Annotated in this window: 12 protein-coding genes; 8 read left to right on the top strand and 4 right to left on the bottom strand. The window is 72.7% G+C overall.

Annotated elements, in window-relative coordinates; all coding sequences use genetic code 11:
• The first annotated feature begins 110 nt into the window (after positions 1–110).
• Complete coding sequence (locus tag WME76_RS16570; protein WP_437961064.1) at positions 111–1664, top strand: M57 family metalloprotease; 1554 nt, start codon at positions 111–113, stop codon at positions 1662–1664.
• Between the two features lie 174 nt (positions 1665–1838).
• On the opposite strand, the gene WME76_RS16565 is transcribed toward WME76_RS16570, so the two are convergent.
• Positions 1839–2618 carry a hypothetical protein gene (locus WME76_RS16565; RefSeq protein ID WP_437961063.1) on the bottom strand — a complete coding sequence of 260 codons (780 nt, stop codon included), beginning with the start codon at positions 2616–2618 and terminating at the stop codon, positions 1839–1841.
• Between the two features lie 320 nt (positions 2619–2938).
• Here WME76_RS16565 and WME76_RS16560 point away from each other — a divergent pair, with 320 nt between their 5' ends.
• Positions 2939–4054, top strand: a complete 1116-nt coding sequence (locus tag WME76_RS16560) for a DUF1566 domain-containing protein (RefSeq protein WP_437961062.1) — start codon at positions 2939–2941, stop codon at positions 4052–4054.
• Positions 4055–4174: 120 nt separating this feature from the next.
• On the opposite strand, the gene WME76_RS16555 is transcribed toward WME76_RS16560, so the two are convergent.
• Together WME76_RS16555 and WME76_RS16550 are read right to left on the bottom strand one after the other, a co-directional pair.
• Positions 4175–5053 carry a class I SAM-dependent methyltransferase gene (locus tag WME76_RS16555; RefSeq protein ID WP_437961061.1) on the bottom strand — a complete coding sequence of 293 codons (879 nt, stop codon included), beginning with the start codon at positions 5051–5053 and terminating at the stop codon, positions 4175–4177.
• Positions 5054–5120: 67 nt separating this feature from the next.
• Positions 5121–6833, bottom strand: coding sequence for a serine/threonine-protein kinase (locus WME76_RS16550; RefSeq protein ID WP_437961060.1), 1713 nt, complete (start codon positions 6831–6833; stop codon positions 5121–5123).
• 321 nt (positions 6834–7154) lie between these two features.
• Here WME76_RS16550 and WME76_RS16545 point away from each other — a divergent pair, with 321 nt between their 5' ends.
• Positions 7155–7982 (top strand): SDR family oxidoreductase, encoded by an 828-nt coding sequence (locus WME76_RS16545; RefSeq protein ID WP_437961059.1) that lies wholly within the window; start codon positions 7155–7157, stop codon positions 7980–7982.
• 86 nt (positions 7983–8068) lie between these two features.
• Here WME76_RS16545 and WME76_RS16540 read toward each other — a convergent pair whose 3' ends face one another.
• Entirely contained in the window at positions 8069–10477 is a 2409-nt protein-coding gene (locus WME76_RS16540; RefSeq protein WP_437961058.1) for a DEAD/DEAH box helicase, read from the bottom strand.
• Positions 10478–11032: 555 nt separating this feature from the next.
• Between WME76_RS16540 and WME76_RS16535 the strand changes: the two genes are divergently transcribed.
• The 5 genes from WME76_RS16535 to WME76_RS16515 all read left to right on the top strand — a co-directional run bounded on the left by WME76_RS16535 (position 11033) and on the right by WME76_RS16515 (position 14635).
• Complete coding sequence (locus tag WME76_RS16535) at positions 11033–11386, top strand: DUF4398 domain-containing protein (RefSeq protein WP_437961057.1); 354 nt, start codon at positions 11033–11035, stop codon at positions 11384–11386.
• A gap of 24 nt (positions 11387–11410) precedes the next feature.
• Complete coding sequence (locus WME76_RS16530; RefSeq protein ID WP_437961056.1) at positions 11411–11887, top strand: DUF4398 domain-containing protein; 477 nt, start codon at positions 11411–11413, stop codon at positions 11885–11887.
• A 137-nt stretch (positions 11888–12024) separates the two neighbouring features.
• Positions 12025–12729 carry a signal peptidase II gene (lspA, locus tag WME76_RS16525; protein ID WP_437961055.1) on the top strand — a complete coding sequence of 235 codons (705 nt, stop codon included), beginning with the start codon at positions 12025–12027 and terminating at the stop codon, positions 12727–12729.
• 200 nt (positions 12730–12929) lie between these two features.
• Complete coding sequence (lspA, locus tag WME76_RS16520) at positions 12930–13694, top strand: signal peptidase II (RefSeq protein WP_437291711.1); 765 nt, start codon at positions 12930–12932, stop codon at positions 13692–13694.
• Between the two features lie 2 nt (positions 13695–13696).
• Positions 13697–14635 (top strand): prolipoprotein diacylglyceryl transferase, encoded by a 939-nt coding sequence (locus tag WME76_RS16515; protein ID WP_061618800.1) that lies wholly within the window; start codon positions 13697–13699, stop codon positions 14633–14635.
• Positions 14636–14854 lie beyond the last annotated feature (219 nt).

Here is a 14854-nt window from a genome sequence, read left to right as displayed (position 1 = left end):
ACGTCGGTCAGATTTGGCTATCCGACTGAGGGTCAACTTGGGTTAAGGCATTTGTGTCTCACCGAGTTCGCGTGGACAGCGTGATTCGCCTCCCCCGAAAGGAGCCTCAAATGCATCCTGCAAAGCCGCACCAGAGCAATGTGGTCACCCGTAAGTTCGCAGTGGCGGTCGTTGGTTTGACCGCCGTTGTGGCCGGTTGCTCGGCAGACGTCGGCGACGCCGACACCGAGGCAGTCGGCACCAATCAGCTGGGATTTGACCACTTCGAGCGGAGCGTCTTCCGCGAGGCCGATACTGGCGTCTACATTGTTAACGGGGACACGCCTGTCGTCGATATCAAGCATCTGCGCGAGTTCTGGGAGTCGCATGTGCGCGATGGTGCGCTGCTCGTCAACCAGTCAGGCCGGAGAGACGCTATCTGGACGACGGAGCAGCGGCGCGATCTCACCTACTGCGTGAGCACGGATTTCGGGAGCAGGTACGAGACGGTGGTGGCGGCGATGGAGGAGGCTGTCCAGGCGTGGGAGGAGGTCACCGACGTCGACTTCATTCACGTGGAGTCGGCCGACTCGAGCTGCACGTCGAGCGCCAGCAGCGTCCTGTTCGACGTGAACCCCGTGAACGCGGGCGGCCAGTACCTGGCGCGCGCCTTCTTCCCCGGCCAGTCGAGGTCGACGCGGAACGTGCTCATCGACAGGACCGCTTTCGGCAGCACGCAGCCCACGCTGACCGGCATTCTCCGCCACGAGCTGGGGCACGTCCTCGGTTTCCGGCACGAGCACACCCGTCCTGAGGCCGGCACCTGCTTCGAGGACAACAACTGGCGCGCCCTCACGGAGTACGACGGAGCGTCCGTCATGCACTATCCCCAGTGCAACGGCACCGGCGACAGGACGCTGAACCTCACGCCGAAGGACATCGAAGGCGTTCAGTCGCTCTACGGCGGTCCCACCGGCGGTGGCGGCGGCGGTGAAGGCGGTGGCGGTGGCGGTGGAGGCGGCGGCGGTGGTGGTGGCGGCGGCGCTGGGACGCCGGTCACCGAGACGTTCAGCGGCCGTGTCGCGCGAGGGGCGTTCGATCCGGTCGGGCCGGCCGACGGGATCGAGGTCGTTCCCGGGACGACCTTCACCGTCGTCATGACCGGGACCGGAGATCCCGATCTCTTCGTGAAGTTCGGCTCTGCGCCGACGGCGAGGTCGTTCGATTGCCGGCCTTACCTCAGCGACGCCAACGAGACCTGCACGCTCGAGGTCCCCGAAGGCGAGACGAGGGCCTTCATCAAGGTGCACGGCTACACGGGCTCGACCTACGACATCGAGGTGAGCTACTCCGCCCCGGGGGAGCCCGCGGCCGGCGGCGGCACCGCGACATCGACGAGCTTCGAGGGATCCCTCGCGCGCCGCCAGACCGCGCCCCACGGACCGATCGCCGTCGTCCCGGGCACGTCGCTCCAGGCCGTGATGAGCGGCACCGGCGATCCCGATCTCTACGTGCGGTTCGGCGCAGAGCCCTCGTTGAGCACCTTCGACTGCCGTCCTTACCTCGACGGCGCGGAAGAGACCTGCGAGCTGACCGTCCCGGAAGGGCAGTCCGAGGCCTTCCTGCTCGTGAACGCGTACGTGGCCAGCACGTACAAGGTGGACGTCAACTACACGACGCCCTGAACCGCCGGTCGCGCGGACCGCAAACGGCCGAGGCGCGCGAGGAGCGCGATGGGCGAGAAGGTCGCCCGGAGCGTGGAAGACGCGCGACGCGGAGGACACCGAGGACGGCGATCGCCGCTCCTCGGTGTACCCCGTGAAGGATCCCACGAAGCTCCAGCCCGTCCGCGGGTGGGCTCATCCAGAGCGCCAGGACGCAGCGCCGCTCCCACCCGCCTCGCAGGCCGTCGGCTCCGCGGCCACCTCGCCGAGGGGGAGGGAGGTGATGAACTCGTCATCCACCGACAGCGCCGCGTCGCCGAGCACCACGAACGTGTCGCGGCCGTCCTCGACGACGAGCTGGTCGCTCAGGATCTCGTGGCTGGCGGCGGCGACGTGGTCGAACAGGCGGATGCTCGGCGCAGCCTGCGCCGCGCGCCGCGCGACCCACGCCGCGACGGGCGTCACCGTCGAGCTCACCGGCGCGTAGATGGTGGCCTCGCCGGTCGGGATCCGGACGAAGCCCGAGGCGAGTCCGGCGCGGCGGAGCAGCGCGGCGCCGTGCTGCGGATCGAGGATCATCCGCTTCACGACGCCGGCGGCGTCGCTGAGCGAGACGTCCGCGTAGACGAGGCGACCCGAGGCGTCGAGCTCGGCGTACTCGCGCAGGACGCCGCCCGGCGGGAGCGCGCCGGACGCTGCTGGGCCCCTGCTGGGCTCCGCGCGCGACGGGCGGGTCTCGCTGGAGAGCGTCTCCGACCCATCCGGCCGGATCCGTCGCTCCACCCGGCTCTGCGCCCCGGCGGCGCCGAAGAACGTGTAAACCTTCATCTCGGCCTTCGCGCTCGTGTCCCCCGGGAGGCAGTCGGCTGCCCCCCGAGCGACCGGATCCGCGGCCGGACGTGTCGCGCTGTCGCCACAACCCACGAGCAGGCTGCCCGTGAGCGCGACCGCGAACAGTGAGGTGCGTGTGCTCATACCCACTCTTCGCCCGCGCCTCCCGTTTATTTCATGCGCGCTCTTTTTTGACGAGGCTGCCTGCCGGTTTCGCCCAGGCAGGGGGCGGACGCCGCGGCGCGCGCGTTCCGGGCAACCGCGGGGCAGCGCGCGCAGAGGAGCGACGAAGCGGCGGCGCGGGGCGCGACGGAAGCGGCGCGCGCCGCCAACGGCGCGATGGACGCGAGCGGCGCGCGCGGCGCGATGGACCTGGGCGGCGCGTACGCGAGGAAATCGACCCCGGCGCCGCGGTGAATGGTAGGCTGCACGCGCGATCCATCCGCGGACGCCGCTGCTTGCCCATGCCGAACGAGACCCCTCCCGCACATCGCTTCACCTGGCTATTGGCCGCGCTGCTCGTGGAGTCGGCGGCGTTCGCCGGATGCGTTGGAGATCCGTTTCAGGTCGGCGGCGGCGGCGGCGGTGAGCCGATCGGCGGCGGCGGCGGTGAGCCGATCGGCGGCGGCGGCGGTGAGCCGATCGGCGGCGGCGGCGGCGGAGGAGAGACCGGCGGGGGACCACCGTCGATTCCGGTGACCTGGCCGGACTCGCCGACGAAACGCTGCTCGGACGGGACGATCGTGGTGGAGCCGTGCCCGGGACCGTCCGAGCCCTTCTTCGGACAGGACGGCAACTACGAGATCGCCGTTCCCTCCTACACGGATCGCGAGGACACCGTGAGGGACTCGGTGACCGGGCTCGCCTGGGAAAAAGGGCTGGAGGACGTGACGTTCACGTTCGCCGCCGCGCAGGAGCACTGCGACGCCCTCGCCGTCGAGCAGCACGGCGGCCTGACAGGGTGGCGCCTGCCGACCCTGCGCGAGCTCGTTTCCATCATCGATTTCGGCAACACGACGGCGTTCCAGGACATCTTCGTGACCACCCCGGGCAGCATCTACTGGTCCGCGACCGACGTCGCCGGCACGGATGGCTCGTTCGCGTGGGGCGTGCTCACCACCGACGCATCCCTCGGGTACTACGCGAAGGCGGGCATGACCAACGCGCGGGCGCTGTGCGTCGGCGGCGGGGAGGCGATCCCGCCTGCCGATCTTTCGACGTTCGGCGAGGAATGGGCGCTCGATCGCTCGACGGGGCTCGTCTGGCAGCGCCAGCACGCCACCGGGACGTTCGACTGGAGCGACGCGCTCGCGCACTGCGAGGACCTCACCCTCGCCGGCAAGGCCGACTGGCGGCTGCCGAGCGCGAAGGAGCTGCTCTCGATCGTCGATGATCAGCTGACGGGGCCGGCGATCGACCCCGAGATCTTCCCGGGAGCGCCGTCGAGCATCTTCTGGTCGTCGACGCCTGCCCTCGGCAGCGCCGACAGGGCGATCGTCGTCAACTTCAACAACGGCGCGTCGCAGGACAACTCGGTCCGCGATCGGCGGCTCACGCGCTGCGTTCGCTCCGACGGGTGAACGCGCCACGCGCCGCCTGTTCCCGCGCGGCGCGCGCCCGATCGAGGACCGTCGCGGTCGAGCGCGTCGCGCCGAGCCGGCGTTCGTCGCGGCGGCGCAGCGGGCGTTCGCCGCGGCGGCTCAGCCCGCGGGCTTGACGAACTTCAGGACGAAGCGGTCGCTCGTGCCCCGCTTGTCGCCGGCCACCATGGGCGAGGCGTTCCAGTCGCGCGTGTCCGTGGGGCTCCGGAGGAAGGCCGCCTCGGCCTCGAGCCGGAAGCCGGCCCGCTCGACCTCCTCGCGCACGACCTTCTGCTCGATGCGGTGGAGCGTCTTCACCTCGGCGACGCCCGTCCCGTCTCGGCCGCTGTGATCGATGATCGCGAACACGCCGCCCGGCTTGAGCGCGCGGAAGATCGCGCGGTTCATCGCGGCCCGGTCCACCTCCAGCCACACGGCGTCGTGATAGAAGAGGATGAGGAACACGGCGTCGAGATCCCGCGCCTCGGGCGGCAACGGGTCGTCGAGCTCGCGGTCGACCCGGACCACCGTCTTCATCACGGGCTTCTTGAGCCGCTCGCTCCACGGCTTCTCCGCGAAGCGCTCGAGGACGAACCGGTTGTTCTGCCCGTAGACGACCCCCCCCGGGCCCACCGCCCGCGCCAGGAGCTCGGCCGTGTAGCCGCCCCCGGCCATGAGCTCCGCGACCTTCATCCCCGGCTGAATGCCGAAGAATGCGAGCGTTTCCGCGGGCTTCCGGCCGGCGTCGAGCGCCTTGTCGGCGTCGGCACGGTCGGCGGACTCCACGACGGCGCGCACGGAGGCAGGCACCTCGACCGAGGTGACCTGGGACGGCGCCGGGGCGGCCGCGTCGCTCGAGGCGGGGGCCGGGGCGGCCGGCGCCGCGTCGGGCGTGCCGGCAGGGGCGGCGGCCGGAGCGGACGGCGCCGCGGGAGGCGCGGAGGCGCAGCCGGTGAGCGCGGCGAGGGCGAAGGCGAGGAGGGCGTGATGGCGTCGCACGCCGCGCTGCTAGCCGAGCGGGCTGAGCGACGCAAGCGGGTCGACGCCGCGCGCGGCGCCCCGGAGGTCAGCGCAGGTGGACGACGGCGGTGCCGGCGCCCGACACGGTGACGGAGATCTGCTGCGTGCGGGCCGGGTCGACGCCCGAGGTCGCGCGCAGGTTGAAGCTGCCGCATGGCCAGCGGTACTCGCCCGGCGCCCGCACCTCGGCGGGGCCGCCCGAGACGAGCCACGCCTCGCCCGCGTCGATGCGCAGCGCGCCCTGGCACGTCGCGGCGCCCGGAGGAGTTGGGGCGGCGTCCGGCGCGCTCGCCGCTGGAGCCGGTCGTTGCAGCGGCACGATCGCCGCCCGCGCCGCGGCGGCGATCTGCGGACGCACCACGGCAGCGGCGCGCTGCGCTGCCGCGGGGTGCGCCGCGCTCAGCCGGCCCTTGGTGACGCGCACGCCGGCGACCGCGATGCCGGCCAGCGCAGCGCACGCGATCGCCGCCGCGAGCAGGCGCTGCCGCTTCGCCCCCGCCGCCGGGACGGCCACGCCGGGGGCCGAGGGCGGCGGCCGGAGCTCGTCCCGCGTCCGCTGCGCCGGGCCGAGCGCCGCCTTCGCCGCCGGGGCCAGGAGCGGATCGAGCGAGCCTTCGTCGCCCGAGACCGGGGCCACGGCGTGGAATCCGCCGCTGAGGGGAGCGCTCGACGGCTCCGAGAGCGCCGTGTCGGCGCCCTCGAGCGGCTCGATCCCGCCGGAGGGCGCCAGCGACGGCGCGCCAGGGCGACGCGTCACGCGCAGGGCGAAGGGGGCGTCCTCGTCGGCGCGCGTCAGCTCGCCGCCTTCCAGATCGTCGTCGCCGAGAGGGTCAGGCGCAGGGGGGGCGGACGTGGAGGGACCCGCAGGGCGCGACTCGGGCGGCTCCCTCAGCGCCGCGTTCACGAGGGCCGCGAGGTCCTCGGGCGCGCCGATCTCGTGGCCGGCGTCGCGCAGCGCCTCGATCGCCTCCAGCATCGCGCGGGCATCGGGGAAGCGGTCTTCCCGGCGGGGCGCGAGCGCGCGCGCGAGGAGCGCCTCGAGCGCCGGGCTCACCTCGGGACGGAGCTCGCTCGCCCGCGCCATCTGCCCCTCGCGCGCCGCCGCCATCCGCGTGGCGGCGCTGGTCCCCGGGAACGGACGCTCGCCCGTGAGCATCTGGAAAAGGACCACGCCGAGCGCGAACAGGTCGGCGCGGGCGTCGACCTGCTCGCCGTCGAACTGCTCCGGTGGCATGTAGGTCGGCTTCCCGACCAGATCGCGCCGGGCAGCGTCGCCGGCGCCGCCCCGCGTGGCGAGCGCCACGCCGAAATCCGCGATCTTCACCGCGCCGCTCAGCGAGATCAGCACGTTTCCCGGGCTCACGTCCCGGTGCACCATGAGCCGCCCCTCGGCGGCCGAGCGCTCGTGCGCGTAGCCCAGCCCCTTGAGCACCTCGGACGCCACGAAGAGCGCCACCGGCACCGGAACAGCCTCCCCGCGCGCCCAGAGCCACTTGCAGAGCCGCCCGAGGTCCGTCCCGGACACGAGCTCGAGCACGAGATAGAAGTCGCCCGCGTCATCGATGCCGAAGTCGAGCACCGCGTCGATGTTGGGGTGCTCGAAGCGGGTCATCATGCTCGCCTCGGCGATGAACAGCTGCCGGAGGTCGTCGTTGCCGGCGTGCATCGGGACGATTCGCTTGATGGCGACCGGGACCTCCGCGCCGTCCGGCCCGAGCGCGACCGCGCGAAACACCTCGCCCATCCCGCCGCGCGCCATCCGCGGTCCGATGGCGTAATGCCCCAGAACAACCCCCCTCGGTGGCGCGCTCTCCACGATGCTCCGACTCTAGATGGCACCGAGGGGCGGGGTAAAGGGGCGACCGCGCTCGACCACCGGAGATCCCTGCGGTCGATTGCACAAATCGACTCGCGGTGTTGCTGTCATCGACGGAATTGCGCTGTCCTGACCGCCGCCACGCGCGGCCGCGACCCGTCCGGGGCGCACACAGGGCGGTGGTGCGGGTTGCGCCGACGTGCGGCGCGGCGCGCGGCGGATGTCGCTCGACCTGCGTGGGTCTGATACAAGTCCGCTCAGGACATGACGCACTCTGCCTCGACCGAGCCGACTCCCGTTGTCTTCATCACCGGCGCCTCCGCTGGATTCGGCGCTGCGATCGCCCGCCGCTTCGCTGGACTGGGGGCCCGTCTGATCCTCGCGGCGCGCCGTCACGAGCGCCTGGAGGCGCTCGCCGACGAGCTCACGGGCAGGGGAGCGGGCCCATCGAGCGGCGGCGGGCGGGCGGGGGCCGCGGTGCACGTCGTGCAGCTGGACGTCCGCGATCGGGCCGCGGTCGACCGGGCGGTCGCGGAGCTTCCGCCGGGGTTCTCCGAGGTGTCGGTGCTGGTCAACAACGCGGGCGGGGCGATCGGCCTCTCGCCGGCGCACACGGCGGATCCCGACGACTGGGAGCAGATGGTCGACACGAACATCAAGGGGCTGCTCCACTGCACCCGGGCGCTGCTGCCCGGCATGGTGGCGCGCGACCGCGGGCACGTCATCAACATCGGCTCGGTGGCCGCCGAGACGCCGTATCCCGGGAGCAACGTCTACGGGGCGTGCAAGGCGTTCGTGGCGCAGTTCTCGCTGAACCTGCGCGCGGATCTCCTCGGCAGCCGGGTGCGCGTCACCGACATCGAGCCCGGCCTCGCCGAGACCGAGTTCTCGCTGGTGCGCTTCAAGGGCGACCGCGACCGCGCCGCCGCCGTCTACCAGGGCGTGAAGCCGCTCTCGGCCGAGGACATCGCCGAGTCCGTCGTCTGGTGCGCGACGCTCCCGGAGCACGTCAATGTGAACCGGCTCGAGCTGATGCCCGTCATGCAGGCGTACGCCGGCTTCGCGGTCAAGCGCCGCTCTGACCGCATGTGACCTAGCGAGGAGGGAAACCGCCAAGGACACGAAGAGAGCTCAGAGATCTCTTGCGTTGGCGGTTCAATCTCGTCTCGCTCCAATGCTCACGCCTGGTGGAGCAGGAGCGCCAGGAGGCCGAGCGCGGCGCGCTTGCGGAGGCCCTCGACGGACTCGGTCGCGCCGACGCAGAGCGGACAGCCGGCCTGGTCGCAGCGGCAGCCGGCGATGAGCTGCCGCGTGCGCGCGAGCAGCTCGTCGCGCTGCTCGTAGATGCGTTCGGAGAGGCCGACGCCGCCAGGCACGTTGTCGAACAGGAACAGCGTCGGATCGAAGACGCCGGCCACCTCGCCGCCGGGCGGCGGCTCCGGCGCCCGCGCCTCGCTGCCGTCCTCGAGCGTCTGGCCGATGTCGCGCGGATCGCACATGAGCGAGAGCGTCGCGACCGTCTCCAGCGCCCGCGCGATCCCGCGCAGCCCGTCGATGGCGGTCGCGCGGCCGAGGCCGAGCTCCTCGCAGAGCGGCTCCGGCACCGTGAGCCAGAATGACGTCGTGTGCATCTGGATGTCGGGCAACCGCACGTCGCCGTATCCCGTGTTCTCGTGGGTGTAGAACTTGATCTTCTTGTACCCCACCACCTTCTCCACGATGCTCACCTCGCCGAACGACGCCGCCGCCCGGCCGAGCGGGGACGTCGCGCTCTCGTCGAGGATGCTCACCTTGCGGTGGGTGAGCGCGGTCGTGAAATAGTCGGGGACGACCTTCGTCACGAAGGCCTTGTGGTTCTCGTAGTCGAGCCGCTCCACCTGGTACTGCTCGCCGTCGTGCTGGTAGATGGCCTGTTCGTGGAGCATCGTCGGCGCGGCGCGCCAGTCGAGCTCCGCGAGCGTCTTGCCGTGCGCCTTGTCGATGATGACGAAGTTGTCCCAGCCCACGGAGCGCAGGCTCACGTGGTTCGCCGGGTAGGCGTCCGTGGCCCAGTGAAAGCGATCGTTCGACTCGTGGACGACCCCGTTGTCCTGGAGGAAGCGGAGCGCGGCGACGGTGTCGTCCGGCGGCATCGCCGCGTACGACTCCCCCTTGAGGAACGGCAGCTCGAACGCCGCGCACTTGAGGTGCTGCACCAGGATCTCGGTGTTGTGCGGATCGATGCGCGCCGACTCGGCCCCTCGCTCGAGCAGGTAACCCGGGTTCCTCGCGAGGTACTGGTCGAGCGCCGCGCTGGTCGCGCACAGGACGGCGATGCTCGTCTTGCCGCGCCGGCCCGCGCGGCCGAAGCGCTGCCACGTCTCGGCGACCGACCCGGGGTAGCCGGCGCAGATCACCGCGTCGAGCTCGCCGATGTCGATGCCGAGCTCGAGCGCGTTCGTCGCCACGACGCACAGGATCTCGCCCTCGCGCAGCCCCCGCTCGACCCGGCGGCGCGTCTCCGGGAGGTAACCGCCGCGGTACGCCATGATCGCGTCCTCGGCCCCGATCTCCTTGCCGACGCCCTCGCGCAGGTACTTCAGCATGATCTCGACCGAGTTGCGCGACTGGCCGAACACCAGCGTGGGCACGCGGGCGCGCGCGAGATCCCCGGCGAGGCGCACCGCGCTCTTCAGGGTGCTGGCGCGCATGCCGAGCTCGGCGTTGACCACGGGCGGGTTGTACAGGAAGAAGCGCCGCGGGCCGCGCGGGGCGCCGGACTCGTCGATGAGCTCCATCTCGTCCTCGGCGACGCCGAGCAGGCGCGCGGCGTGCGCCCGCGGGTTGCCGATGGTCGCGGTCGCGCAGAGGAACGTCGGGCTCGATCCGTGGAAGGCGGCGACGCGGCGAAGCCGGGCGATGACGTGGGCGACGTGCGACCCGAACACGCCGCGGTAGGTGTGGAGCTCGTCCAGCACGACGTAGCGCAGGCGCTGGAACGTCCGCGCCCAGTGCGCGTGGTGCGGCAGGATCCCCGCGTGGAGCATGTCGGGGTTGGTCATCACAATCGGGCTGCGCTCGCGCGCCGCCCGCCGCGCGTCGCCCGGCGTGTCCCCGTCATAGACGATCGCCGGGATCGTGAGCCCCGCCTCGCGGATGAGCGCGTGCAGGCCGGCCTCCTGGTCGCGGGCGAGCGCCTTGGTCGGGTAGAGGTAGATCGCGCTGCCGCCCTGGCCCGACGCGGCGCCCTCGGCCAGCGCGTCGAGCACCGGGAGATGGAAGCAGAGGCTCTTGCCGCTCGCGGTGGGCGTCGCGACGACCACATGCCGCCCCGCCTGGGCGGGCTCCGCCGCGCCGCCGGGGTCGAGGCGCGCCGCGCGCGCGGCGATGAACGCCCGGGCCTGGTGGTCGTACAGCCGGGTGATGCCGCGCCGCTCGAGCGCGCCGCGGAGCGCCGGCGACAGCGCCTCGGGCATCGGGGCGGTGCGCGCCTCGGCCGGCGGCAGCTCGCGATCGGCCGTGAAACAAGGGCGAACGTAGCCCGAGGCCAGCCACGACGAGATGACCGTCTCGACGCCGGTCTCGATCTTCCAGGGGGGCGACGGCATGACGCGGGCATACTAAACAGATGCGCCGTGTCACTCAACCGGATCGGGCGCGGCGGGCGCGGTGGGTGGATCTTCGATGATCCATCGGGCCGGACCGAGTCAACGCGGCGCGCGGCGCGGATCCGGCGCGAGGGAGGTCGGAACCGACGCGGCAGGCGCGCGTACGGCGGAGAGAGGAGCTCGCGTGTCCGCGGGCGAGATCCGGTGTTCGCGGCCCGCCGGCGCGGCCGAGGTCCTGCTCGCGCGCACACGGGGGCGCCGGCGAATGACCCGTTTGCGCGCAAGGGATGGGAAGCGCGGATACGGCGCGTGAGGCGATGTCTCAGCGTCGTCGCCGCGCCTGCTGCCTCGACGGACAGCGCGCTGCGCGCCTCGTGGGCGCGCTAGGGCGCTGCCCGAGGACCCGCCGGCCTGGTGTGCTGGTTGCCTGAGGATCGAGCCGACCGGCGACGGAGACCCGTAGTCGAGTCCCACATCCGCTGTTTGACCCGCCGATCCCGGACGACCGCGCGACAGCGCGGCCGCTCGTCCGGGGACGGCCACGAGGTGTTGACCATGAGAAAGGCAGTGTTCTTGACGCTCCTCGGCGCGTCGGCGGCGGGGTGCGCCGCGCGCACGGCCACGTTCGACGAGCGGCTCTTCGCGTCGCAGGCGCTGATCCGGACCGCCGAGGAGGTCGGCGTCGAGGAGGTCCCGCGGGCGGACCTCCACCTGCGCCTCGCGCGGGAGCAGGTGCAGAGAGCGCAGCGCCTGTCGGCCGAGGGGACCCCCGATCGGGCGCGGCGCATGCTCCTGCGGGCGCAGGCGGACGCGGAGCTCGCGATCGCCTGCGCGCGCGAGGCGCGGGCCCAGGCCCTCGCGCGCGAGGCGCTCGGAGAGGTCGGATCCATCCAGGAGCAGCTCCGCTAGGGGCGCGGGAGGAGGCGCGGAACCATGCGATGCAACCAGGGGACGGTGGTCATGCTGCTCCTCGGCGGGCTCCTGGGGTGCGCGAGCACCCCGCTGCCGCCGAAGGAGCTCATCAGCGCGAGGAAGAGCTACGAGCGCGCCCGGGCGAGCGCTGCCGCGGAGCTCGCGCCCACGGACCTGCACGACGCCCGCGAGGCGCTGGAGCGCGCGGAGCGCGCGTTCGCCGACGACGATGAGCTCACGGAGGCGCGTGACCTCGCGTACCTCGCGGATCGCCGCGCGCAGCTCGCCGAGGCGCTCGGGCGCATGGCGGCCGCGGAGCGGCAGCGCGGCGCGGCCCTCCAGGCGTATGGCGAGGTGCACCTCGCGCTGCGCCGGAGGCGGGCGCCGCCGGCCGATCCGGTCAAGCCGGCCGATCCGCCCGCGCCGCGGGAGGTGCCGGCGGCGCGGGCGCGCACGCCCGGGGGGGAGCGCCCGCTCGTGATCATGAAGGGGCGGTGAGCGGGCGCGGAGCGGCGTGACGCCGCGGCTGCCGCGCGGCGGTCGCGGCGGCGCACGGACGAGGACGGCCGCCGGCCGGCGTCGCGCTGCTCCAGGCTGTTTGCTCCGCGCCACGGCATCGCGTAGAAGCGAGGACGATGTCCTCCGACGGACCGCACGCACCGCACGGTCTGCAAGCACCGCGCGCGTCGACCGCCGGCCACCTGCCGGACGAGCTCCCCCCGGGCGAGCGGGCCTCGCTCACCTTCATGGCGATCGTGGCCGTAGTCTCGTGCGCCGCCGATCTGGCGACGAAGGCGTGGGCGCACGCGCGGCTCGCGGGGTTCGACGCGAAGCGGTCGGGCGCGAAGGTCTTCACGGTCATCCCGGACCACCTGGACTTCATCTTCGCGCAGAACCCCGGCGGCGCCTGGAGCTTCCTGCGCGGCCTCCCGGACGGGCTGCGGCGGCCGTTCTTCCTGTTCGTCTCCGCCGCGGCGATCGTCTTCATCGTCTCGATCTACCGGCGCGTCCACAGGGACCAGACCGCGATGAAGTGGGGCCTCTCGCTGGCGCTCGGCGGCGCGATGGGGAACCTGGTCGACCGGATCCGCTACGGCTGGGTCATCGACTTCATCGACGTGTACGTGTCGCGCGGCGGCCAGGAGTTTCACTGGCCGACGTTCAACGTCGCCGACATCGCGATCGTCGCCGGGGTCATCCTGATGTCCTCCGACATGATCGCCTCCGCCCGCAGCGCGCCCGCGCCGGACGCCGGCGGCGGGGCTGCGCGCCCTGCGGGCGGCGACGCTGGTCCTCCGCTCTCGACCGAGGCGCCTCCGCCCGCCCCGCCGGCGAGCTGAACGCCGGAATCACCGGAGCAGCCAGCGCTCCCGGAGCAGGCCGCGCGGGGGGAAGGGGAGGCGGCGCGTCCGGCCTGGCGCCGCGCCCGGCGCGAGCAGCGCGCGGCGGGCGGCCGACGTGCGAGACGCACGAGACTGCGCGGCCGCGGAGGGAAGCCTTTGCCGGAGCGCTCCGTTTGTCGTAGAGGAACGCGTTCCGCATGACCGAAGACGCGACGCCGCGAGATGCCGCCGTGGAGACGAAGGGTGCCGACGCGGAGCCGGAGCGCTCCGCGCGCCTGGACGCGCCGGGGGGCGAGCCGCCGGCTCGCGCCGGACGCGACGACGAGGAGCGCGGCTCCTCCCCGGACGGAGACGCCGACGACGTGGTCGCGCCGGCGGCGCCGGTCTACCGCCCGTCCTATCCATTCCTGATCGGCGTCTCGTTGATCACGCTCGCCGCCGATCTCGGCACGAAATGGTGGGCCAAGGACCGCCTGGAGCCGCGGGCCCTCGCGGAGCTCGCCGACGCGCCGCGGCCGCTCGCGTTCCGGAAGATCGAGGTGATCAAGGACCACCTGAACCTGATCCTCGCGAAGAACCACGGCGGGGCGTGGGGCATCCTCGGCGACGAGAGCGAGGCGATCCGCCGCCCGTTCTTCCTGCTGATCTCGCTCGCCGCGATCGTCTTCATCGTCTCGCTGTACCGGAAGCTCCACCCGTCGCAGATCGCGCTCAAGTGGGGGCTGCCGCTCGTGCTGGGCGGCGCGCTCGGGAACCTCGTCGACCGGGTGCGCTACGGGTACGTCATCGACTTCATCCAGGTCCGCTTCACCCCGACGTTCGTGTGGCCGACGTTCAACGTGGCCGACATCGCGATCGTCGTTGGCGTCGGGCTGATGGCGATCGACATGTTCTCTCCGCGCCGCCCCGAGCTCGCGGCGAAGCCCTCCGGCGCGCCCGGGGCCAAGGCGTCAGCGGGCTGACCATGCGCCCCGAGCTGTTCCGCCTGCTCGACGTCGCGTTTCCGGCCTACTTTCTCCTGCTGCTGACCGGCTTCCTCTTCGCGACCGCGATCGGCGCGCTGTGGGCGCGGCGGATCGGCGAGGACCCGGACGTGGTCGTCGACCTGGGGCTCGCCTGTCTGCTCGCGGGCATCGTCGGCAGCCGGCTGCTCCACGTCGTCGCCGACGGATACTTCTGGGATTACGTGCACCTGTGCACCGACCCGTCGCAGGTCGACTGGAAGGTCGAGCAGGCGCTCTGCGAGCCGCGGTACCACGGCGTCTGGGACGCCGCGAAGGGGGTCTGCCACCCGACCGAGCGCGATTGCCTCGCGTGGGCGAAGTTCTGGGCCGGCGGCCTCACGTACTACGGCGGCTTCCTCGGCGCGTCGGCGGCGGCGTACTGGCTGCTCAAGCGCGACCGGTTCCCGTTCTGGAAGGCGGCGGACATGGCGGGCTTCGCGGTCCCGCTGGGCCTCGGGTTCGGCCGGATGGGGTGCCTGCTCGCGGGCTGCTGCTTCGGGATGCGCACCGACGGGGCGCTCGGCCTCTCGTTCCCGCCGAACAGCCCCGCCAGCGAGGCGCAGTTCAAGCTGCACGAGCTCGCGAGCCCGCGCGCGCCGTCGCACCCGGTGCACCCGACGCAGATCTACGAGTCGGCCATGTCGTTCGCGATCGCGGCGATCTGCCTGCTCTACGTGCACGGGCGGAAGCGGTACGACGGGCAGGTCTTCGCGACGTTCCTCGGGCTCTACGCGCTCGGGCGCTTCACGCTCGAGTTCGCGCGCGCCGACGACCGCGGCGGCCTCCTCGGCCTGTCCACGTCGCAGCTCATCGGCGTCGCGATGGCCGCCGTCGCGGTCGCGATCCACGTGAAGCGCAGCCGCAAGGCAGCGCCCGCGGCAGCGGCGCCCGCGGCCTGAGCTCCGCGGCCCGCGAGCTCCGCGGCGCGTCGTGACGGGAGGCGGCGCGCACGGCAGCGGCGCCCGCGGCCCGAGCTCCGGGCGCGTCGCGCCGGCAGGCAGGGACCCGCGGTAGGACCGGGGCCGCGCTCCGGGGGGACGACGTCCGCGCGAGGGCGAGAGGCGGGAAGAAGACCAGCGATCTTCCTGACTTACCGCACTCCTGGGGACCTCTCCGAG

Origin of the sequence: Sorangium sp. So ce119 (assembly GCF_051524405.1) — a bacterium.
Lineage (GTDB): Bacteria > Myxococcota_A > Polyangia > Polyangiales > Polyangiaceae > Sorangium > Sorangium cellulosum_G.
Note: the sequence above shows the minus strand (reverse complement) of the source record. Positions and strands in the feature narration are given on the sequence as shown.

Coding starts and splice junctions, on each gene's coding strand:
- WME76_RS16570 (WP_437961064.1), top strand. CDS start 111: ATGCATCCTGCAAAGCCGCACCAGAGCAATGTGGTCACCCGTAAGTTC.
- WME76_RS16565 (WP_437961063.1), bottom strand. CDS start 2,618: ATGAGCACACGCACCTCACTGTTCGCGGTCGCGCTCACGGGCAGCCTG.
- WME76_RS16560 (WP_437961062.1), top strand. CDS start 2,939: ATGCCGAACGAGACCCCTCCCGCACATCGCTTCACCTGGCTATTGGCC.
- WME76_RS16550 (WP_437961060.1), bottom strand. CDS start 6,833: ATGGCGCGCGGCGGGATGGGCGAGGTGTTTCGCGCGGTCGCGCTCGGG.
- WME76_RS16545 (WP_437961059.1), top strand. CDS start 7,155: ATGACGCACTCTGCCTCGACCGAGCCGACTCCCGTTGTCTTCATCACC.
- WME76_RS16540 (WP_437961058.1), bottom strand. CDS start 10,477: ATGCCGTCGCCCCCCTGGAAGATCGAGACCGGCGTCGAGACGGTCATC.
- WME76_RS16535 (WP_437961057.1), top strand. CDS start 11,033: ATGAGAAAGGCAGTGTTCTTGACGCTCCTCGGCGCGTCGGCGGCGGGG.
- WME76_RS16530 (WP_437961056.1), top strand. CDS start 11,411: ATGCGATGCAACCAGGGGACGGTGGTCATGCTGCTCCTCGGCGGGCTC.
- lspA (WP_437961055.1), top strand. CDS start 12,025: ATGTCCTCCGACGGACCGCACGCACCGCACGGTCTGCAAGCACCGCGC.
- lspA (WP_437291711.1), top strand. CDS start 12,930: ATGACCGAAGACGCGACGCCGCGAGATGCCGCCGTGGAGACGAAGGGT.
- WME76_RS16515 (WP_061618800.1), top strand. CDS start 13,697: ATGCGCCCCGAGCTGTTCCGCCTGCTCGACGTCGCGTTTCCGGCCTAC.